Annotated in this window: 21 protein-coding genes; 11 read left to right on the top strand and 10 right to left on the bottom strand. The window is 46.4% G+C overall.

All coding sequences use genetic code 11. From position 1 onward, the window contains the following. Positions 1–127: 127 nt before the first annotated feature. From C1S73_RS21280 to copI, 5 genes are all read left to right on the top strand, one after another. Positions 128–550: a hypothetical protein gene (locus C1S73_RS21280; RefSeq protein ID WP_038865225.1), complete on the top strand. Its 423-nt coding sequence runs from the start codon at positions 128–130 to the stop codon at positions 548–550. A 135-nt stretch (positions 551–685) separates the two neighbouring features. Next, entirely contained in the window at positions 686–2,074 is a 1,389-nt protein-coding gene (locus tag C1S73_RS21275; RefSeq protein ID WP_038865224.1) for a TolC family protein, read from the top strand. Between the two features lie 12 nt (positions 2,075–2,086). Next, on the top strand, positions 2,087–3,805 hold the full coding sequence (locus C1S73_RS21270; protein WP_038865223.1) for an efflux RND transporter periplasmic adaptor subunit: 1,719 nt from the start codon (positions 2,087–2,089) through the stop codon (positions 3,803–3,805). Positions 3,806–3,807: 2 nt separating this feature from the next. Next, a complete protein-coding gene (locus C1S73_RS21265; RefSeq protein WP_038865221.1) occupies positions 3,808–7,017 on the top strand; it encodes an efflux RND transporter permease subunit in 3,210 nt (1,069 codons plus the stop codon). 76 nt (positions 7,018–7,093) lie between these two features. Continuing rightward, positions 7,094–7,639 (top strand): copper-resistant cuproprotein CopI, encoded by a 546-nt coding sequence (gene copI / locus C1S73_RS21260; RefSeq protein WP_038865219.1) that lies wholly within the window; start codon positions 7,094–7,096, stop codon positions 7,637–7,639. 79 nt (positions 7,640–7,718) lie between these two features. On the opposite strand, the gene C1S73_RS21255 is transcribed toward copI, so the two are convergent. Then, entirely contained in the window at positions 7,719–8,246 is a 528-nt protein-coding gene (locus C1S73_RS21255; protein WP_038865217.1) for an autotransporter domain-containing protein, read from the bottom strand. Positions 8,247–8,398: 152 nt separating this feature from the next. Between C1S73_RS21255 and C1S73_RS21250 the strand changes: the two genes are divergently transcribed. Next, positions 8,399–9,307 carry a LysR substrate-binding domain-containing protein gene (locus C1S73_RS21250; RefSeq protein ID WP_038865215.1) on the top strand — a complete coding sequence of 303 codons (909 nt, stop codon included), beginning with the start codon at positions 8,399–8,401 and terminating at the stop codon, positions 9,305–9,307. A gap of 118 nt (positions 9,308–9,425) precedes the next feature. On the opposite strand, the gene C1S73_RS21245 is transcribed toward C1S73_RS21250, so the two are convergent. Together C1S73_RS21245 and C1S73_RS21240 are read right to left on the bottom strand one after the other, a co-directional pair. Then, positions 9,426–9,956 carry a hypothetical protein gene (locus tag C1S73_RS21245; protein ID WP_038865213.1) on the bottom strand — a complete coding sequence of 177 codons (531 nt, stop codon included), beginning with the start codon at positions 9,954–9,956 and terminating at the stop codon, positions 9,426–9,428. A 110-nt stretch (positions 9,957–10,066) separates the two neighbouring features. Next, a complete protein-coding gene (locus C1S73_RS21240) occupies positions 10,067–11,398 on the bottom strand; it encodes a ferredoxin reductase family protein (protein ID WP_038865211.1) in 1,332 nt (443 codons plus the stop codon). Positions 11,399–11,610: 212 nt separating this feature from the next. On the opposite strand from C1S73_RS21240, the gene blaCARB reads away from it, so the two are divergent. The 3 genes from blaCARB (at position 11,611) to C1S73_RS21225 (ending at position 14,159) form a co-directional block, all read left to right on the top strand. Then, positions 11,611–12,462, top strand: coding sequence for a CARB/PSE/RTG family carbenicillin-hydrolyzing class A beta-lactamase (gene blaCARB / locus C1S73_RS21235; protein WP_038865209.1), 852 nt, complete (start codon positions 11,611–11,613; stop codon positions 12,460–12,462). A 129-nt stretch (positions 12,463–12,591) separates the two neighbouring features. Then, the gene (locus C1S73_RS21230; RefSeq protein WP_005435424.1) at positions 12,592–13,107 is read left to right on the top strand and encodes a TetR/AcrR family transcriptional regulator; all 516 of its coding nucleotides are present in this window, start codon (positions 12,592–12,594) and stop codon (positions 13,105–13,107) included. A gap of 2 nt (positions 13,108–13,109) precedes the next feature. Then, the gene (locus C1S73_RS21225; RefSeq protein ID WP_038865207.1) at positions 13,110–14,159 is read left to right on the top strand and encodes an alcohol dehydrogenase family protein; all 1,050 of its coding nucleotides are present in this window, start codon (positions 13,110–13,112) and stop codon (positions 14,157–14,159) included. 108 nt (positions 14,160–14,267) lie between these two features. Here C1S73_RS21225 and C1S73_RS21220 read toward each other — a convergent pair whose 3' ends face one another. Both C1S73_RS21220 and C1S73_RS21215 read right to left on the bottom strand, forming a co-directional pair. Further along, on the bottom strand, positions 14,268–14,840 hold the full coding sequence (locus C1S73_RS21220; RefSeq protein WP_081634737.1) for a GNAT family N-acetyltransferase: 573 nt from the start codon (positions 14,838–14,840) through the stop codon (positions 14,268–14,270). Positions 14,841–14,847: 7 nt separating this feature from the next. Beyond that, the gene (locus C1S73_RS21215; RefSeq protein ID WP_038865205.1) at positions 14,848–16,011 is read right to left on the bottom strand and encodes a MerR family transcriptional regulator; all 1,164 of its coding nucleotides are present in this window, start codon (positions 16,009–16,011) and stop codon (positions 14,848–14,850) included. 194 nt (positions 16,012–16,205) lie between these two features. On the opposite strand from C1S73_RS21215, the gene C1S73_RS21210 reads away from it, so the two are divergent. Further along, positions 16,206–16,859, top strand: a complete 654-nt coding sequence (locus C1S73_RS21210) for a DsbA family oxidoreductase (RefSeq protein ID WP_038865203.1) — start codon at positions 16,206–16,208, stop codon at positions 16,857–16,859. Positions 16,860–16,929: 70 nt separating this feature from the next. On the opposite strand, the gene C1S73_RS21205 is transcribed toward C1S73_RS21210, so the two are convergent. The 5 genes from C1S73_RS21205 to C1S73_RS21185 all read right to left on the bottom strand — a co-directional run bounded on the left by C1S73_RS21205 (position 16,930) and on the right by C1S73_RS21185 (position 20,395). After that, the gene (locus C1S73_RS21205) at positions 16,930–17,328 is read right to left on the bottom strand and encodes an NUDIX hydrolase (protein ID WP_038865201.1); all 399 of its coding nucleotides are present in this window, start codon (positions 17,326–17,328) and stop codon (positions 16,930–16,932) included. 19 nt (positions 17,329–17,347) lie between these two features. Next, positions 17,348–17,863, bottom strand: a complete 516-nt coding sequence (locus C1S73_RS21200; RefSeq protein WP_038865199.1) for a GNAT family N-acetyltransferase — start codon at positions 17,861–17,863, stop codon at positions 17,348–17,350. 127 nt (positions 17,864–17,990) lie between these two features. Beyond that, complete coding sequence (locus tag C1S73_RS21195; RefSeq protein ID WP_038865197.1) at positions 17,991–18,353, bottom strand: VOC family protein; 363 nt, start codon at positions 18,351–18,353, stop codon at positions 17,991–17,993. Positions 18,354–18,468: 115 nt separating this feature from the next. Further along, the gene (locus tag C1S73_RS21190) at positions 18,469–19,875 is read right to left on the bottom strand and encodes a cytochrome c peroxidase (RefSeq protein WP_038865195.1); all 1,407 of its coding nucleotides are present in this window, start codon (positions 19,873–19,875) and stop codon (positions 18,469–18,471) included. 367 nt (positions 19,876–20,242) lie between these two features. After that, positions 20,243–20,395 carry a hypothetical protein gene (locus tag C1S73_RS21185; RefSeq protein WP_095760490.1) on the bottom strand — a complete coding sequence of 51 codons (153 nt, stop codon included), beginning with the start codon at positions 20,393–20,395 and terminating at the stop codon, positions 20,243–20,245. 303 nt (positions 20,396–20,698) lie between these two features. Here C1S73_RS21185 and speG point away from each other — a divergent pair, with 303 nt between their 5' ends. Next, complete coding sequence (gene speG / locus C1S73_RS21180) at positions 20,699–21,229, top strand: spermidine N1-acetyltransferase (protein WP_038865193.1); 531 nt, start codon at positions 20,699–20,701, stop codon at positions 21,227–21,229. Positions 21,230–21,303 lie beyond the last annotated feature (74 nt).

The raw sequence follows: 21,303 nt of genomic DNA, 5'->3' as shown, positions 1-21,303 counted from the left end.
GAAAGTGCGAAAACTGAAGGGTTGGCCTATTTTGATAATAAGAGTAATAAATGATTGACCTTACCCTTAGGTTAACCTTTAGAATCGAAGGGTTTTCATCATTTTCATCAAACACATGGGAAAGGGTATGCACTTAAAATCGCTGCATACAATCTGGTTAACTCTCTTCACGACGCTAGTGCTATTGGTATCTAGTGTGGCGAACAGTGAGCCGTTGATGAATATTCAAATGATGTCTACTGGCATGGCTCACCATCCTTCTATGATGAGTGACAGCGAACACTGCGGTATGCCTGGCATGATGGACGTCTCCATGACTGACGCCTCTATGTCCGAAGATGGCGATGCAAGAGAAACCAGCATGAACTGTGGTGGAGGCTCCGGCATGGTTCATACCTGCTGTACTGCCGCGTGTACGATAGTTTTCGTCCCCCTACCGAATCCTGCCAATAGCCCAATGCCCGTCGTCTATCGCGCAACTATTACTCCTGAAGTTGCTTCCCCAGTCGTACACGTCAGCCGCGACCTATACCGACCTCCTATAGCCTAAATCCATCCTAGCATTCGACCCTGCGCGTGTATCGCAGGTTGTTTTAATGCGCCTGAACGATGAGGTAACAAGGCTTTACTGTTCCCGCAATAAAATCCGCACCTCCATCGTTCCGGCGAACACTGGATTTAGATTATGGATATCAAACCATACCGCTTAGCTGCACCTATTTTTATGGTGGCTCTGGTCGCTGCGCCAACCTTGGTTAACGCCGCTGGTAAAGAGACGCACGCAGCGCAAAATTCCGCATCAAGTGAGCGAGATTCAACGACCAAGCTTGCCCAACTGATCAACGTCGCTTTGAGTAACGATGGCAATCGTAAGCAATACTCTGCGCAATCTGCTGCCATGCGTGAAACGGGCGTCGCGAGTGCGACCTTGATGGACCCAAAACTGAAAGTGGGTTTTGGTGGCTTGCCTGTCGACAGCTTCAAATTCGATGAAGACCCAATGACCAACATCTCCGTTGGTTTAATGCAACAGTTTGAGCGTGGCTCGACGCTTGATTTACAGCAGAAGAAAGCCAATCAACAAGCCGACGGCCTTGGGCTTCAAGTTCATGCTCGTGAGCTTGAGGTAGCCAACAGCATGACTCAACTTTGGTTAGAGCTTGGTTACCAGCAACGCGCGGAGCAAATCATGCTTGAGAACCGCAAGTTGATGAAGGAAATGGAAAGCTTTATTCAAACCAACTATTCGATTGGTAAGAGTGAAGCGCAAGACCTACTCAACGCTCAATTACAAGTCAGCAAGTTGGATGAGAAACTGCAAGCCAACGCACAAATGCAACGTCGTCTTATCTCTCAACTCTCCGAATGGTTGGGATCAGATTGGTTGGCAAACGAACAGGCTCTGCACGCGAGCAATCAATTGAACTGGGAGACACTGAACAGCAAACTTGCTGCCAGTCAGGGTTCCACCAAGCATTATCAGCAACTCAGCCAACACCCGATGGTTAAGATGGCCGACGTCAGCATTTCTGCCAATAAAACGCAGGTGGAAATTGCTGAGCAAGCCTACAACCCACAATTTGGCGTCGAAGTAATGTACGCCTACCGCCAAGCCGACAACATGATGGGTGAGCCCGCCTCTGATTTGGTTAGCGCTTACCTCACCATGGACATTCCGCTGTTCACAGGTGACCGCCAAGATCGCAATCTTGCTGCCGCTCAATACCAAGTTGGCGCGGCACAATCACAAAAGGACACCTTACTAACGCAAATGAATGCCAAGGTGAACACTTTGCTGGTTGATCGCGGCAACTTAACCCAGCGTTTAGAACGTTATCAATCCACCTTATTGCCTCAAGCGAAAGCGCGCATTCAAGCCGTTGAGCGGGGTTATCAAAACAACACAGCGCAGTTTAACGATGTAATTTCTGCCACCACAGACGAGTTGGCTCTGCAATTAGAGCAACAACGTCTGCTGACCGATCTCAACATCGCAAACAGCAATTTAGCCACCCTACTCGGTGGTTTCGACTATCACGTCGAGCAACCAGAACTGTCTGAATTTAAAAAATAATAAGGTAAAACAATGAAAACATTACAAGTTGCAACCATCGCGCTGATTGTTGGTGGTGCTTTGGGGTTTGGTGCTAATCATTTTCTTACGGGCTCGGCTCACGACATGAGTGCGATGGGTGGCAAATCTGCTGCAAGCTCCAATGATCCACTTTACTGGGTTGCCCCAATGGATCCGAATTACAAACGCGACAAGCCGGGTAAGTCCCCAATGGGCATGGATTTGATTCCGGTTTACGCAGAAGACCTATCCGGTGAACAAGATGCACCGGGTACAGTGACTATTGACCCTTCGGTAGAAAATAACCTCGGGGTTAAAACTGCAAACGCGACACTGCAACAGTTGTCACCACGCATCGAAACAGTTGGTTATATTGCCTTTGATGAAAGTCTGTTATGGCAAACCAACGTTCGTGTGGCAGGTTGGGTAGAAAAACTCTACATCAATGCCGTGGGTGAGAAAGTGAAGAAAGGCGATGTTCTTTTCACGCTCTACTCTCCTGAACTGGTTAAAGCACAAGAAGAATTGCTGAATGCGTACCGCACTGGCCGCAAAGGTCTTGTAAAAGGCGCGACCGAACGCTTGGTAACGCTTGGTGTTGACCGTGCTCAAATCAAATCCATTACTCGTAGTGGTAAAGCATCGCAAACCATTGAAATCAAAGCTCCTGCTGATGGCGTTATCGCGAGCTTAAACGTGCGTGAAGGTGGCTATTTGTCCCCTGCTCAAGCGGTGATCAGTGCAGGTCCTTTGGACAATGTTTGGGTTGATGCAGAAGTATTTGAGCGTCAAGCGCACTGGATGACAGCGGGTTCTCAAGCCACGATGACCCTTGACGCGATTCCGGGCAATGAATGGCAAGGTGTCGTGGATTACGTGTACCCAATCCTCGATCCGAAAACACGTACGTTGCGTGTGCGTCTTAAATTCCCTAACCCAGATGGCGCATTGAAGCCAAACATGTTCGCCAATATTGCCTTACAACCTGTCACTGACGACGCAGTGTTAACGATTCCTAAATCATCTGTTATCCGCTCTGGCGGTATGACTCGCGTTGTTCTGGCTGAAGGCGACGGCAAATATCGCTCAGCTCGAATTGAAGTTGGCCGCGAAGCTGGCGAACAAACCGAAGTATTACAAGGACTTAAACAAGGCGATAAGATCGTTACTTCATCTCACTTCATGCTCGACTCTGAATCAAGCCAGTCGGCGGATCTGTCTCGCATCAATGGTGTAGAAGCAGCGGCGGAAACAGCATGGGCCAAAGGTGAGATCACAGACGTAATGAAAGATCACCGCATGCTGACCATCGACCACCAGCCTGTACCAGAATGGGATTGGCCGGGCATGGTAATGAACTTCACTTTCGCAGATGGCGTTGAGATGGGTGACTTGAAAAAAGGTCAGGCTATCGAATTTGAAATGCAAAAGACGGAGTCCGGTCAGTACCAAATCATCGACTACAAGGCAGACAACAGCGTCATTGTCGCAGAGGTTTGGCTAACTGGTGACATCACAATGCTGATGGCTGATTTTGGCATGATCACCTTAAACCACCTACCGGTTGCAGAATGGAACTGGGATGCTGGCGAGATGAACTTCTCTGTGGGTGAAGATGTTGATCTATCGGGTTTTGAAGAAGGACAGAAAGTTCGGTTTCTAGTTGAAAAACAAGGATCTGACTACGTTCTTAGACAGCTAGTTCCTGCAACAACAGCCGTCGAGGGTTAATTATGATCAATGCTATTATTCGTTGGTCACTGAGCAACCGATTCCTAGTGTTGGTCGCGACCTTAGCCCTTGTATTAGGCGGACTTTACAGTGTAAAGAATACGCCTGTTGATGCGATTCCGGATCTTTCTGATGTGCAAGTGATCATCAAGACAAGCTATCCGGGTCAAGCTCCTCAAGTCGTTGAGGATCAAGTTACTTACCCACTCACCACCGCCATGCTTGCCGTGCCGGGTGCTGAGACAGTGCGTGGCTACTCCTTCTTTGGTGACTCTTACGTTTATATCATTTTCAACGATGATACCGACATGTACTGGGCACGTTCACGCGTTTTGGAGTACTTGAGCCAAGTAGCACCAAAGCTGCCACCGAATGCAAAACCAACCCTAGGTCCTGATGCAACGGGCGTGGGCTGGGTTTACAGTTACGTATTACAAGACAAAACTGGTAAGCATGATTTGGCCGATCTTCGCAGCCTACAAGACTGGTTCTTGAAGTACGAGTTGCAAACCGTTGATGGCGTTTCTGAAGTCGCGACCGTGGGCGGTATGGTGAAGCAGTATCAAGTGCAGATTGATCCCGCCAAACTGCGTGCGTACAACCTCACTCTGCAACAAGTGAACATGGCAATCCAAAACGGTAACCAAGAAACCGGCGCGTCCGTTATCGAAGTTGCGGAAGCCGAACACATGGTTCGTACGACGGGTTACCTAACCAGCATTGAAGACATCAAATCACTGCCTCTCAAAGTCACCGAGAAAGGCACGCCGTTGCTATTAGGTGATATCGCAGACATCAACCTTGGCCCACAAATGCGCCGTGGTATCTCAGAGCTGAATGGCGAAGGTGAAGCGGTAGGTGGCGTTATAGTGATGCGCTTTGGTGAAAACGCCAGTGAAGTGATTGCGAAAGTCAAAGACAAACTCGCCGACCTACAACGCAGCTTACCAGAAGGCGTGGAAATTGTTGCAACCTACGATCGCTCTACCCTTATCGATTCAGCGGTAGAAAACCTATGGAAGAAGCTTGCAGAAGAGTTCATCGTCGTTGCGATTGTGTGTGCGTTGTTCCTGTTCCACATTCGTTCTTCGTTGGTTATCGCTCTGAGCCTACCGGTCGGTATTCTTAGTGCGTTTATCGTAATGCATTGGCAAGGCATCAACGCCAACATCATGTCTTTGGGTGGTATTGCGATTGCCATCGGTGCCATGGTGGATGGGGCAATCGTGATGATTGAAAACGTTCACAAGCACATTGAACGAACGCCACTGACCGATAAAAACCGCTGGCAAGTAATTGGCAAAGCCGCAGAAGAGGTCGGCGCACCGCTGTTCTTCTCGTTGCTTATCATCACTCTTAGCTTCGTACCGGTGTTCGCCTTAGAAGGCCAAGAAGGCAAGATGTTCTCGCCGCTTGCGTTCACTAAGACTTACGCCATGGCAGCAGCAGCAGGTTTGGCAATCACACTCGTCCCTGTGCTTATGGGCTACTTCATTCGCGGTAAGGTGTTACCGGAACACAAAAACCCGGTTAACCGTGGCTTGGTCGCGCTGTACCGTCCGTTGTTGAACACTAGCTTAAAATACCCTAAGACCATGATTGTTATCGCATTAGGTCTGATGGCATCGGCTTACTACCCAACCAGTAAACTGGGTAGCGAGTTCATCCCGCCGCTGGATGAAGGCGACTTGATGTACATGCCAACGACCTATCCGGGTATCTCGATTGGTAAGGCGCGTGAGCTTCTACAACAAACCAACAAGCTGATCAAAACCGTTCCAGAAGTGAAAACCGTATGGGGCAAGATTGGCCGAGCTGAGACCGCAACCGATCCAGCGCCACTCACCATGATTGAAACCGTGATTCAGTTGAAGCCACGCGATCAATGGCGTGAAGGGGTAACAACCGAGTCACTGCGCAAAGAGTTCGACAAGTTGGTTCAGTTCCCTGGTCTTACTAATGCTTGGGTAATGCCGATCAAAACGCGTATCGACATGCTGGCAACGGGCATCAAAACCCCTATCGGCATTAAGATCGCCGGACCCGATCTGAAAGTGATTGAGAAGATCGGTTCTCAGTTAGAGCCAATTCTTAATGGCGTACAGGGCACGGCATCGGTTTATGCAGAACGTGTAGCAGGTGGTCGTTATGTCACGATCGACATTAAACGTCGTGCCGCAGCGCGTTACGGCTTAAGCATCAAAGACGTTCAACAAGTGATCTCCACTGCGGTTGGCGGCATGAATGTGGGTGAAACCATCGAAGGCTTGGAGCGTTACCCAATCAACGTTCGTTACCCACAAGACTACCGTGATTCAGTGGTTAAACTGCAAAACCTACCATTAGTGACACCAAATGGCGCTCGTATTGCGCTGGCTGATGTAGCGGACATTCGTTACGAAGACGGCCCTCCGATGATCAAGACGGAAAACGCGCGTCCAAACGGCTGGGTATTTGTCGACATCGATGGTCGTGACCTTGGCTCTTACGTCGTAGAAGCACAACAGGTTGTTGCTGATCAATTGGAACTTCCTGCGGGTTACTCGCTGGCTTGGTCTGGTCAATACGAATACATGGAGCGTGCGAAAGACCGCTTGAGTGTCGTGGTACCAATCACCATCGCCATCATTATGCTGCTGCTTTACTTCAGCTTCCGTCGTGTCGGCGAAGTAATGATCATCATGCTTACGCTACCGCTCGCTATGGTCGGTGGCTTATGGCTCATGCATATCCTCAACTACAACTTCTCGATTGCCGTTGGGGTCGGCTTTATTGCCCTAGCAGGCGTCGCGGTTGAAATTGGGGTCATCATGCTCGTCTACCTCAACCAAGCATGGCACTACAAAAAACTCGATGCGGAAGAGAGCCAACAGAAGCTTGAGGCGAAAGACCTAACTGATGCAATTCGTGAAGGTGCAGGCCTGCGTGTCCGTCCAGTAATGATGACGGTACTGACAGTAATTATTGGTCTGATTCCGATCATGTACGGCGAAGGCACAGGGTCAGAAGTAATGCAACGTATCGCCGCACCAATGATTGGTGGTATGGCATCGGCACTGCTACTGACGCTGTTGGTACTTCCAGCCATCTTTAAGCTGTGGAAACAACGCGAGTTGCGCTCAGGTAACTCAACTTCTAGTCAAACAAACACGCAAGCTGGCAACCAAATCGAAAACGCCGACAACACAGATCACACCGGTAACAAGGCTTAATCCCTACCTTCCTCTCAAACATGCCGTTTGAGGGGAAGCAACCAAGTTATTAATGAATTAAAACAAGGACATAAAAATGAAAAAGACACTAATCACTCTTGCTCTAGCCCTAACAACAACGACTGCGTTTGCCCAAATGGATCATTCAAACATGGACCACGCGAACATGGACCATAGCAACATGAAGCATGAAAATATGGACCACAGTAAAATGGACCATTCAAACATGATGGATATGCCGGGCATGTCGGCAGTAGGTATGCCAGCAAAAGGTGCAAAGCCAGACAAGGTCGTACACGTTATCTTGGGTGATGACATGACCATCAAGTTCAAGAAAGACGTTAAAATTGAGCCAAACGATGTGGTGCAGTTTGTGGTGATGAACACAGGTAAGATCAACCATGAGTTCACAATCGGTTCTGCCAAAGAACAGCTAGAACATCGCGAAATGATGAAGACAATGAGCGGTGATCACATGCACGACTCAGGCAACTCTGTAACGGTAGAACCGGGTAAAGCGAAGCAGTTATTGTGGCATTTCCACGGTGACAACAACGTTGAGTTCGCGTGCAACATTCCAGGGCATGCAGAGGCGGGCATGACGAAGAACATTACGCTGTAAATCGTACTTGCACATCAAAAAGGAGCTGACATTTCAGCTCCTTTTTTCTCTGAATCCATGCTTACGCAGTGGCATCAGCTCAGAAGTTATAGGCTGCCATGACTCGAACCGCCATCTCATCTTCCTCCGATAAGCTGATGTCCTCGTCAATTTTGTAGCCTTCAACAATAAGTCCAACGCTGGCAATATCGACTTTAACACCTAAGGTTGGTTCAAAGTTGTTTTGGCTGTCTGTGTCGACATACTCACCCGTCTCTTCTTCAAAATACTCAATCTCGACATTGTTGTAATTCAACCCGATACGCGGCGTTATCGCCAACACGTCATTCACGCGAATTTCGTAGCCCAATGCCGTATGTAATCCCCAAACTTGCTTCTCTGCCCAATGCGTGCCGAAGTGCTCTTGCTCACCACTGTCTATCGGTGCGTTGAAGCCAAGTGACCAATTGATATTGGGTAACACTTCTGCGCCCATCTCTACACTCAAGACCTCATGCTTATCCAAAAACGTCACGCCACCCGCGATAAAGGGTTCTCTCTCTTCTGCAAATACTGGAGCACTTAGCAAAAGCACCAAAATGAATAAGCCAACCAGATCTTTAAGCATGACACCTCCGAGCTATGAATACGTCGATTTACCACTCTCAGAATACGTGGATTACGTGCGCATTTTTGACGGTTAAGAGACTCAAATTTGAACCTTAAATCAACACACAATGTCGTATTAATCGATGTGTTTTTTTTATTTAAAGGGCTCTTGTGAAACACTCTATCGACCTCAATCTATACCGCTTTTTGCATTTGATCTTTGAACAAAAATCGATGCCTAAAGTGTGTCATACACTCGATATCAGTAGAGCAACATTTAATCGCCAATTAGCCGATTGCCGAGTGTTATTTGGAAATGAGTTGTTTATCGCCAATAAGGGGCTTTACCAACCTACGTTGTTTTGCAGCCAACTTATGAGTCTTATTGAAGAACCGCTTGAACAGCTAGAGTCAGCACAGACTCAAATCAATGTACTTGAAGCCGCCTCTCAACCAACGCAATTTCGTTTCTTCGTCCCTAATCCTCTTAGTGCTCTTCTAACCACTCCTTTATTAGAGTTGCTTGAGCAACATGAAAATGTTGACGATTTTTCTATGGTTGACTGGAATTTAGACGGCATTGAGTTTCCCAAAGCAGGGTCACTTGCAGTTGGGATTTCAGGTTACCCTTCGGTGATGAATGAGCGTGTGGTAGAAAGAAAAATTGGCGAACTTGGCCTGTATCTCTATACCTCAAAGAGCAATCCACTCTGGCAAGCAGAACAAATTGATATTCTGCGCTTACAAAGTGAAAAGTTAGTACGAGTATCCATGGGCGCGCTCGATGACGCAATTTACTATGAGAGAGTGAAACGTCAGTTGGGTTTCGCGCTAACCAAACGCCTCACCGTCCCCTCTGTTCATGCAGCGTTGGACTGGCTAACTAAAACCGATTACGTGATGATTTGCTTTACTTTGCCTGACTCAGTGTTACCACAAAACATCAAAAAGATTCCGTTGATTCAAAACAATCAACAGATGTATTTCGATATTGGTTTGCAATTTCACCGTGGCTATTATCAACACCCAACGATAGTGAAATTAGAAAAGCACCTATCCGATATTCTCAACGATTTGTAACTTCAATGGTCATTACTGGCATACTAGACATACAAAAAAGCCGCCCGGTACAGGCGGCAAAAAAGCAGTGTGTGCAGTAAAAATAAAACGACAAAAATATAAAGGTCGATGAAAAACGTTAGAAGTTGAAGCTCAACGTAGCGCGAACCACATCTTCTTCAAATTCTTTACCATTGATCGGGTTAACCGCTGAGTCGTTGATCTTACCGTAATCAACTGTTAGACCAACCATACGCCAGTTAACCGTACCGCCAACAGAAGCGTAAACACTATCAATGTTCATACTCTGGCCAGAGTGAGTGCCACCATTGATATCAACGTCCGCATTAAAGTAGTTGATACCAAGCTTAGGAATGATATCGAACTCAGCAATTTCAAAGCGGTAGCCAATGTTCGCGTACATGCCCCAAGCGTCTTGATCGTTCTTTACGGGTATATCAATTGCGTCAGAACCAACAAAAATACCACCGCCGGTGACAATGTTGTTACCCACATCGCGGCTGTAACCCAAGGTGTACATTTCGTGGTCGCCAACGAAGGTCGCACCCGCTTCAATTGAGTTGTTGCGGCCTTCTGCCAATGCGTGGCCAGAAGCGGTCACTGTTGCCAATGTTGTTAGCGCTAGAATGCGTTTTGATGTGATAGTCATCTTTACTCTCTCGGTTTGGATTTGCTTATTACCCTACCCATTTCCGGTTATCGAAATTGAGGCTTAAAAAGCTCACCGCTGAGCTAACTCATGACTAACAATCTTGACACTTAGCGCATAATAAATAGCTCTTCGTGATAACTCTGCTCAATATTAAATTGATACGCATCTAGCTCTTTTTTCAGTGTTTTTGAGAACGCTTCTGGTCCACAGAAGTACATTTCATACTGGTTCAAATCACCACACTGAGCCGCAATACGCTCAGCATTCAAACGTGGCGATTTCATGGTATCTATCACATGCAGTTTGACGCTTGCTTGGTGCGCTAAATGCCACAGTTCATCGACCAACTGACCGTCGATACCGCGACTGCAGTAAAACAAATGAACGTCGCTAGTTTGCGCTTGCACTTTCAATGCTTCCAAAGCAGCAAAGAAAGAAGCAATCCCTACCCCACCAGCAATCCAGATTTGAGGTTTCTCTAAATCAAATTCCAAACGTCCGTAGGGCCCTTCTACCATTACAGCATCATCCGCTTTTACGCCCTCATACAAGCCGGTAGTAAAATCGCCTAGCTCTTTGATTAGGAAACGTAATTCATCACTTTCACTGCTAGAGACGATGGTGAACGGATGCGCATCTTCATCACCAAAACGTAAGTAAGCAAATTGCCCCGCTTTGTACCCTTGCCAAGACCCATTTGGTTTCACGACCAATTCCATCACTTCAGCTAGAGGGAAATAACGTGTCGACGCCACAACCGCAGAATGTTTATTACGGCGACCAACAAAGCCAAACAAACTGTAAAGTGCGGCAACCGAACCGACGACTGCAAAACCAACAGTAAGATAGTAAATAGGCTCGCCCCAATACGCGCGTTTGAGCAGCAGTACGGAGTGAATCGCAATCAGTAGATACGCCACCGACATAAAGCGGTGCGATAGTTTAAAGGGTTTGTATTTCACTGCGCCCCATAGAGAAATCACCAGCAAAACCAACAGCATGTAAAAGCCCCACTCACCCATGCCTTGAGCAAGGTCGCGCAGACCATGAACCCAAGCTTCGATTCCAGAGAGGTTACCCTCCGGCCCTGTACCTGTGTGTTTCTCTGGTCTTGCTAATACACCAGACATGACTAACCATTTCGGCACTTGATACCAAAGCCAGTGCGCAAGACCTAATGCAACGCCACCAATGCCGAGCCATTTATGCACTCGATACGCTTTGTCCATGCCGTGCAGCCAGTTTTCAACCACAGGAAGACGCATTGCCAACACCATGGTGATCGACATCAGCATCAAAGACAGAATGCCTGAATATTGGATCATGGCAGATCGCCATTCAAAGACATTGGTAGAAGAGAAAAGCTGCGGTTCCATCGCAAACCATAATACGGACATCGCGGCGATCATTGCCCAGATGAGATTGCGGAATGTTTTCATGATTGATTACTCGGTTAATCGACAACTTTACTTTAGCGCTTCACATGTAAAGCAACGTCAATAAGAGTAAAAGCGGGTAAAGCTCGACATATGCAAGGATTCCTACAGAAAAAAGACAATAATCTAACAGTCATTAGAGTATTCACTCGTTATAGTTCCGGTTAAATTCGCCAAGATGCGAACTGGAATAAATAACACTAAGAAAATCAATAATGAAAAAGCTATTTCTGCTACTCGGATTGTTAGTCTGTTCGAGTGCAACATACGCCGCCAAACTGAACGAAGACATCTCTGCCATCGAACAACACATCGCGGGTCGAATCGGTGTGGCGATTTGGGATACACAAAGTAACGAGCATTGGGATTACCGAGGCGATGAACGCTTCCCGATGATGAGTACCTTCAAAACTCTTGCCTGTGCCACAATGCTGAATCAAATGGACACCGGAAAGCTAGATAAAAACGCCACTGCGAAAGTCGAAGAACGTAACATGGTGGTATGGTCACCTGTCATGGATCGTATGGCAGGTCAAACCACCCGCATCGAACACGCGTGTGAAGCAGCGATGCTCATGAGTGACAACACCGCAGCAAATATCGTATTACGCAGCATTGGTGGTCCACGAGGGGTCACGCTCTTTTTACGCTCTCTTGGCGACAAAGCGACGAGGTTGGACCGTTTTGAGCCAAGACTGAATGAAGCCAAACCAGGTGATAAGCAAGACACCACAACACCTAACGCCATGGTAAACACTCTGCACACTCTGCTAGAAGGCGATGCGCTATCTTACGAATCTCGCATCCAACTTAAAATTTGGATGCAGGATAATAAGGTTTCGGATCCACTTATTCGTTCAGTCCTACCGAAAGGTTGGTCGATTGCCGACCGCTCTGGCGCTGGCGGTTTTGGCTCTAGGGGCGTGACAGCGATGATTTGGAAAGAGAATCATAAACCGATTTATGTCAGCATCTATATCACAGAGACAGACTTGTCATTGCAAGCAAGAAACCAAGTGATTGCTCAGATCAGTCAATTGATTGTCGACCAATACCAAACTTATTAGATCTAACTTAATGATTTTAAACGGAGCCTTTGTGCTCCGTTTTTTTTATTTCTCGATTTACATTGACACAAGTAGAACGATCGCTCTACCCTAAAAGTAGAACAATCATTCTACTCATGAGAAGACGCTATGTTGAAAGAACAGATCGCTGCCAGTTTAGAGCAAGCTTTTAGCGAGCTTGGATTTGCCGAGCCTAGTGTGGCACAGCTCAAGACTGCCTGTGGCGTTAGCCTACGCACCTTGTACAAGCATTACCCATCTAAGGAAGACATGATCGTGGCCGCGTTAGAACACCGCCACCAGCGCTACTTAAACTTCCTGCTGGATAACTCGCCACAAGCCGGGCTAGAAGCGACTCAACACGTATTCAACAAGCTCAAACAATGGATGGAAGACTACGCACCGCATGGTTGCATGTCGATGAATGCGATTGCGGCATTTCCCGAGCACGACATCATCAACCAAACCGTGAAAGCGCACAAAGAAGACGTTCGACAATTTTTGGGTAAACAGAGCCTTCGCCAAGACCTCGCCACGCAGCTGTTCTTATTGCACGAAGGCGTCTCCAGCGCTTGGCCAGTACTGGGTAACGAGGCTCTGAACTCTGCGCAACAAGCTGTTTTAAGATTGCTAAAGGAAGATTAATCATGACAACGCTACCAACCACAATGAAAGGTGTTCTATTGACCGGTCACGGCGGACCAGAAATGTTGGAACACCGCCAAGATATTCCAGTCCCAACGCCAAAAGAGAACGAAGTGCTAATTCGAGTATCCGCAGCGGGCGTGAACAATACCGATATCAATACGCGTATCGGCTGGTATTCAAAAGGTGACAATGACAGCGAGGATGCAAGTTGGAGCGGCAATGCACTGGTTCTCCCACGTATTCAAGGCGCTGACGTCTGTGGCGAGATCGTTGCTGTGGGTAGTATGGTGGATGAAGGCCGCATAGGTGAACGCGTGTTGATTGAACCTTGCCTAAGCGATGTAAATGGCGAAACCATTAATCCACCTTGGTACTTTGGCTCAGAATGCGACGGTGGTTTTGCAGAATACACCGTGGTCTCAGCTAAGCACGCTTACCAGCTAAAGACGGATTTGACTGACGTTGAACTTGCTTCTTTCCCATGTTCGTATTCAACGGCAGAAAACATGCTCACGCGCTCTCGTGTTGCCAAAGGAGATCGTGTCCTGATTTCTGGTGCTTCTGGCGGGGTCGGCTCTGCGGCGATTCAACTTGCCAAAGCGCGCGGTGCTACTGTTATTGCCATCACAAGCCCAAGCAAAAATGAACAAGTGCTGGATCTGGGCGCAGATGAAGTCGTGCCACGCAATGCAAATCTTGTTGAAGCACTTGGCAGTAACAGCGTCGATGTGGTGATTGATTTGGTTGCTGGCGAGCAGTGGCCACAGTTCCTCGAAGTCTTGCGCCCGAAAGGTCGTTACGCGGTATCAGGTGCCATTGGCGGCGCGATGGTTGAGCTAGACGTTCGCACTCTGTATCTCAAAGATCTCAGCTTCTTTGGTTGTACCGTCCTTGAGCCTGAAGTGTTTGGAAACTTGGTTCATCATATTGAACAAGGCAACATCAAACCATTAGTCGCACAGACGCTCCCACTTGAGGACATCAACCAAGCGCAAGCGGCATTCCAAGAGAAGGGCCACGTAGGCAAGATGGTTCTTACCGTGAAGTAATTAGCTACCTCTACACTGATAGAGCATATTAATAAGCCCCTCTGCAAGTTCATCGCAGAAGGGCTTTTTCGTTCAGGTTAGATCAACCGACGACCGGAGCTTAATGGGTTACCAGTAAGCAGGACTATCCAAACCTTGCACGCAAAAGGATGTACCTTGGATTGGCGTCAATTCACCGGCAAGTGATTGTGCCAACCAACCATGTGGAAAGCTCAAAGTATGAGGCGCTTTGAATTGCGCTTCCGTCACTTGTTGGAAACCAACGCGCGAATAGAAGTTAGGGTCGCCGTAGGTAAACACCAACTCGATACCTTGCTGTTTCAAGTGTTCAAGGCCAGAGTTGATCAGGGCTTGTCCTACGCCTTTACCTTGGCATTCTGTTAGCGTTGCCATTGGCGACAACAAGTAACCCACTTCACCATTCTCAAAGCTCAATGGAGTAAATAACACGCCTGCGATTAAACGTTCACCTTGTTTTGCCACAAAGCCTTTTAGCTCCTGTTCTGGGGTTGTTGTCAGTAAGTCACCGACGAGTAAGCCAATGGTTTTGCCTTCTGCTTCACCTTCAGAATCAGAAAAGGTTTGAGTAAACAAAGCGATCATCTCGCTGCTCATGCCTCTCTCATATTGAGAAAGTGTGTAGTTCGATTTTTGAGTATTTTGATTTGTTGTTTCGTTCATTTTTCTATCAATCTTTTTGTAAGATATACATCTGATACGCCACTTCATTTCCACGGCGTTTAACGATATCTAATTCAACTTGTATGTCTTTTAATGCTTGTGATGCTGGCATCTCAGCTTTCAAACTTTGCACACGCTCATCTAAAGGAACGTAGTAGTTATCCCATGCCTGTTGGCTAATTGGGAACGTCTCTAACACTCGGTAGCCTGCTGCTTTCGCCTGCTCAATACGCTTCTCGACACTGCCCACATCTGGGTATTCTTTTTGCCAAAACGCCACCGTATCTTCGCTTGGTGTATCCGTGTTCCACACCAAATCACTCACCACTAAGATACCGCCGTCTTTAAGCAATAGGCGCCATGCTTTGAATGCGTTCTCCACCCCCATGATGTAAGCACTGCCTTCCGCCCAAATTAGATTACTCGTCCCATCTGCAAATGGCAGTTCTGTCATGCTCGCACACACCGTGGTGATATTGTCATTTAGACCAAGAGCTTGTGCTTTGCCTTGCAAGCGTTGCAAAGACGGCTCGTCGTTATCGACTGCAGTGACGTGTGCATGTTTTGCCAAAGTACGAGTCGCAATGCCCTGCCCGCAGCCGATTTCCAATATTTCATCAGGCTGAGTTGGTAATAGGCTCAATGCTTTCAACGTATCTTGCTCTGAACCAGGCCCCCAAAACTCCAAGGCTTCATATACGCGGAAGAAGTCCGCCATGTAGTCGTCGTGAGTATTCATATCTTTTGATAACCAACGTAAGTGAAGGGCTTCTTTCTCGCTAAAACCTTGCGTCATCAGCCATTTCAAGTGCGCATCCGGCGCGACTTCATCCAACGATTCATGCCAATCGGTTAACGGTTTTTCGCCAAGCAGCGCTGCCAAGAGCTGTCGCGATTTCTGCTTTTGCTCAATCTCTTCATCAAGCTGTTTGAGTCTTTCCAGCATCAACTGTCGATCTACTTTGGCTTCCAAACAGGCTTTACACTCCTTGAGCGTCAGTCCGCCACTCTGCAATTGCTGGATCAAACGCAAGCGTTGTAGATCCGCATCGCTATACGCGCGGTAGCCGTTGCTTAACCGTTGCCCTTTGATGAGTTCAATCTTCTCGTAATAGAGCAATGTGGTGCGAGACAAACCCAGCATTTCTGCCAGTTCCGATATCCGATACATGTAATTTTCCTCAGCGCTGATGAAAGCATCTTAAACTGTAGAGTTATAGACAGGTCAACATGAATTGTAGAAAAAGATACGATGAAAGATAAAACTCGGATAGAAAAGCATCAGGTTACTAAAAGGTAACTGGTTGAATTCATACTCTTGGTCTCCATATCCACTTTATAACTCGAAAAAGTAAGGTCTGTTTTATGGAATCAGTAATCAAAATCGACGTAGTGTCAGATGTGGTTTGCCCTTGGTGCATCATCGGCTACAAACGCTTAGAACAAGCAATTCAAGAACTAGGATTGGAAGACAAAATTGAGTTGGAATGGCAACCGTTCGAATTGAACCCAAACATGCCAGCAGAAGGTGAAAACCTACGCCAACACCTAGCGAAGAAATACGGAACAACGCCGGAAGACAGCGTTCGTGCGCGCGATAACCTGACTAATCTGGGTAAAGAAGTGGGATTCGACTTTGACTACTTTGATGACATGAAGATGGTTAACACGCGAGATGCACACGTACTGCTGCAGTGGGCAGAGCAATTTGGTAAGCAAACTGAACTGAAGTTAGCCCTGTTCGCGGCCTTCTTTGGTCAACGCAAAGATGTCTCTGACCGAAACACACTGGCAACGATTCTGACTGACATTGGTTTAGATGCAAATATGGGCATCGCCACCCTAGACGATGCAAGTAATGCTGACTCTATCGAGTATCAAGAAAGCCAATGGCATCAACTTGGCGTGAGCTCAGTACCAACAGTGGTGTTCAATATGGAAAGTGCAGTGACAGGCGCTCAACCAGTTGAAGTCTTCAAGCAGATCCTGAGCGAATACGCAGAAAAACTGACTAAGTAACAGGTCATAAGAAAACGCCCATAATACGTTCGCATTATGGGCGTTTTTGTATTCTGCTCGAGGTTTAGTGTTATTTCACTAATCCTTGTTCAACCAAGCTCGGGAAAACCTCATTGCGGAAAATAGTGCTTATCGCGATGTCATCCACGTTTGAAGAATCTACCCATTGGCACTCTTCGATTTCGTTACCGGCAACCACCTCGCCCGAATAATCGTTAACGAAGAACACATCCATGACCAAAGTAATGTCGTCTTTATCGTGTGCAGGCGCTTCAAAGCAACCAAACAACGTTAAGGCATCTTCCGCCACGACAATGTTTACTTCTTCATTCAGTTCACGGCACAACGCTTGCTCTGGTGTTTCGCCACTATCCAGTTTTCCGCCCGGCGCATAGAAGGTGTCTTTGCCTTTTGAGCGCAGCACTAACAACGCGCCGTCTTTAATGATGATACCTGCTGACTTGTGCATCTTGCTTTCCTTCTAAGCGCTAGAGAAACTTCTCGATCATAACTTCATTAATGTACTGGCCGTTAACCTTGGCATGCTTCTTTGCGGTGCCGACCACTTCAAAGCCATGTTTTAGATACGTTGCGAGCGCGTTGGGGTTGTCCTCTCGAACATAAGCAAACAACTTTTCATAACCTTTGGATTTAGCATCGGTAAAGGTGGCGGTAAACAGCGCTGAAGCGACACCTTGTCGACGGCACTTGGCATCGACGAACGTACCAATAATGCCAACGTGAGCGAATGCCTTGGTATAACTGGCGAAAGGCTCTACGTTTTGGAAACCCAGTACGGCGCTCTCATCCTCATCCGCTTCTTTTACATTCAATGCCACATTGAACACACCCGTTTCAGGAAAGCTTTCAATGAAGCCTTCTTCCTCTTCTGGGGTGAAGGTGGTATCAAGGATTGTGTATAAGCCCTCTTCTATGATGGGATTGAGAACTTCGGTAATGCCTTGAGCGTGCTGTTTTTGTGCCTTTGTGACGACAACTTTCATAGTATTTTTCGTTCTTTTTATAGGGATGAAATAGGAGCTCGATTATCTTCTATCTTGATCGTAAAACCAATGACCTAGCGATCGTTCGATCAGTAAATACCCACTGACTCATCCTATAGTTAACACCCTATAAATAAACCACCGCTTCGATGTTGTTACCATCGGGATCATAAAAAAACGCTGCGTAGTAATTGGGCGCATAGTGTTCACGTAAACCTGGCTCTCCATGACAAGTAAACCCAGCTTCGATACTTGTTCTATGAAAAGCCTCGACGGACGCTTTGTCATTCGCTTTAAACGCAATGTGGCAAGGGGCACTTTGGTCACTCTTTTCTATCAGAAAACGCGTATTGGGTTCACCAACTAATCCAAAGCCTGCCGCTGCTTCGTCCAACCATTTTAGTTCGATGCCCAGAGGGGTAAGCACCTTGGAGTAAAAAGCGACACAAGCATCAAAATCCACAACTTTGATTTCAAAATGATCAATCATATCTATCCCTACTTGATTGAATTTGTTCCATAAAAAAGACCACCTTAATCAAAGGTGGTCTCGATTGCGAAGTCTATCGTTTTATCGGTGACAAACTTGTTGGTTATGCCCTAGCTTAACTTAAAGGACGGCCTTCGTAATCGCCCGTCAGTGTTTTTAGGAACGCTTTGATGGCATCCACTTCTTCATCCGACATTTCCACTCCGACTTGGTATTTACCCATGTCGTAGATGGCTTTTTCTAGCGTATCAGCATGACCATCGTGGAAGTATGGTGGTGTCAGTTCAATGTTGCGCAAGGTTGGCACTTTAAACTTGTGTTTGTCTTCTTTGCTACCAGTGAAGTTGTAACGACCAAGGTCTGCGTCCGTCATATCAGTACCACGCTCAGCAAAGTAGTCCGCTTTCATACCCATGGTTTCAAACGTTTCACCACCCATCGCTTCACCTGCGTGACAAGTTTGACAATCGTACTTCTTGAACAACATTAAACCGTATTTCTCGTGCGAGTCCAGCGCTTGAGTATCACCCATCATGTATTGGTCGAAGCGGCTATTTGGTGTGGTTAGGGTTTTCTCAAATTCGGCAATCGCATCCGTAATGTTGTTGCCATTAATCTCACCTGAGTAAACCTTTTTGAACATCGCAACCATTTCTGGATCTTGGCTTAACTTGTCGACGATTTCATCCCAATCCACAGAACCCATTTCAATAGGGTTAAACGGAGGACCACCCGCTTGGTCTTGCAGATCCGCAGCACGGCCATCCCAGAATTGCAGTTTGTTGTACACAGCATTAAACACGGTTGGCGCGTTGATGCCACCCACTTGGCCATGAATACCAACAGATGTTACGAGTCGGTCCACGCCGCCTGTATCAAGGCTATGGCATGACGCACATGAGACACTATTGTCTCCTGATAGTCGCGTGTCGTGATAAAGCACCTTACCTAATTCAGCCTTGTCTGCATCGGTTTCGAACGTGGTGTAAATTGGTTGTAGAACTTTGGTTTTACGTTCTTCCGATACCGGAGACTGTGCATGACGCTCTGCACGCTTCTCACGAATCCACTTCAACAAGGTGTGCTTTTCGTCTTTCGACATGCTCGCTGACCAGTGCATCGTGAGGTAAATCGCTGGCGGCATTGAATCGTCGTACAACACCTTTTCTAAACGAGCTAATGCGACTTCAGAGACCAAATCATCTTGTTTGACATCATCAAACAGGTTGGTCATATCAAAGTGACGCATGGCCACCTTCACATCCGCTTCCATGATTTGTTTTGCTACTGGCATTTCTGAGTAGAAAGGCATTTCGCTGTTTGGCGTATGACAATAACCACAGCCTTTGTCTGAGAGCACCTTCATTGCTTGATAATCTAGCGTCGATTTATCCAGAGAACTGAACTGCACTAACTGTTGTTGAGCCACTTTTTGATCGTCTTGCTTCACCATGTAGACAGTACCTAAGTAAGCCACTAAGCCTGCTCCAACGATCCCTAGCGTAATTTTCTTTTTATTCATAACTTTCCCCTAATCCGTTGCGGCGAAAGTTATTGAAATACCGATATTTTTAAAAATGGGAAAAAGGAATAGATATTAATCGAATATTTAGATGAGAAGCGGATTTAACATCTAATAGTTTTTAAAACAGACACTTGCCGACGAACGTAAAAAATACAACATAAAAACAACAACTTAAAACTAGAACTTTTATTGATATGAGTCAAAAATGACGGGAGCTCCAATATATTAACCAAACATATTAAATTCGATTAAAAATAATTCAGAACGAAATAAAGTAAGAATGGTGGAAGGGGTAAAGGAAAATAATATGGGCACAAAAAAAGGCAGCTCGTAAGCTACCTTTTTTGCAAGTCAGCAAATTAAATTATGCTTTCTTAACGTCTTTAGCTGGGTAAGTTAGCGTTGCTTCGCCAGCTTTAACGCGTACGTAAAAACCGCCGCTGCTTAGACCTGTAACAACCATTTCACCAAGATCGATACCTTTAGTAGCTACTACTACGTCACCGATTGAAAACATATTTAATACCCTGTTTATGTAGATTATGACCTTAAGTCGTTGGCGGTATTTAAGCTGAAATCGCCCCCTTAGCCTAATCAGGTTTTTTGTCGTTATGATTAACATTTATTATTGTTATAAGCCTTGTTTTTCAAGGCTTTGTTAAGGTTTGATAGAGATCGCTTTTACGCATTCAGCTTCGCATAAGTAAAGGGGAGATTTCCCCCTATTACGCTATGATGAGGTTAACCAAACCAAGTCATTCTCGCTAAAACTTAGTTTCTTGAGGCAACTTGGATATCGAATCCTATTGGGAGAAAGACAATGAAAAATGGACTCACAATTCGCGCTTTAGAACGTTCTGATTTGCGTTTTATTCACGATCTCAACAATAACCGCAACATCATGACGTATTGGTTTGAGGAACCGTATGAGTCGCATGATGAATTAGAAGAATTGTACAGAAAGCACATTCATGATGATGCAGAACGTCGCTTTGTAGTAGAGGATGAGCAAGGCGTACTTATTGGCCTAGTAGAGCTAATTGAAATTAACTATATTCACCGTAGCGCCGAGTTCCAAATTATTATCGCCCCTGATCATCAAGGTAGAGGTTACGCGGAAGAGGTCATTAATCGTGCACTTGATTATTCGTTTTCAATCTTAAACTTGCACAAAATTTATCTGTTGGTGGCGCTCGACAACGAAAAGGCGATTCATCTCTATGAGAAATGTGGCTTTATTGAGGAAGGTCATTTAGTGCAAGAGTTCTTCATTAATGGCAGCTATAGAGATGTGAAACGTATGTACATTTTGCAAAATCAATTTCGTACAAAATTTGAAGTTGACCAATAAGCGCAAATCCCTTTCACACGGTTGGGTGAACGAGATTGGACATACCACTCGTGAAGTAGCGAGTGGTATGACAC

It is taken from the genome of Vibrio jasicida 090810c (assembly GCF_002887615.1).
GTDB lineage: Bacteria > Pseudomonadota > Gammaproteobacteria > Enterobacterales > Vibrionaceae > Vibrio > Vibrio jasicida.
Note: the sequence above shows the minus strand (reverse complement) of the source record. Positions and strands in the feature narration are given on the sequence as shown.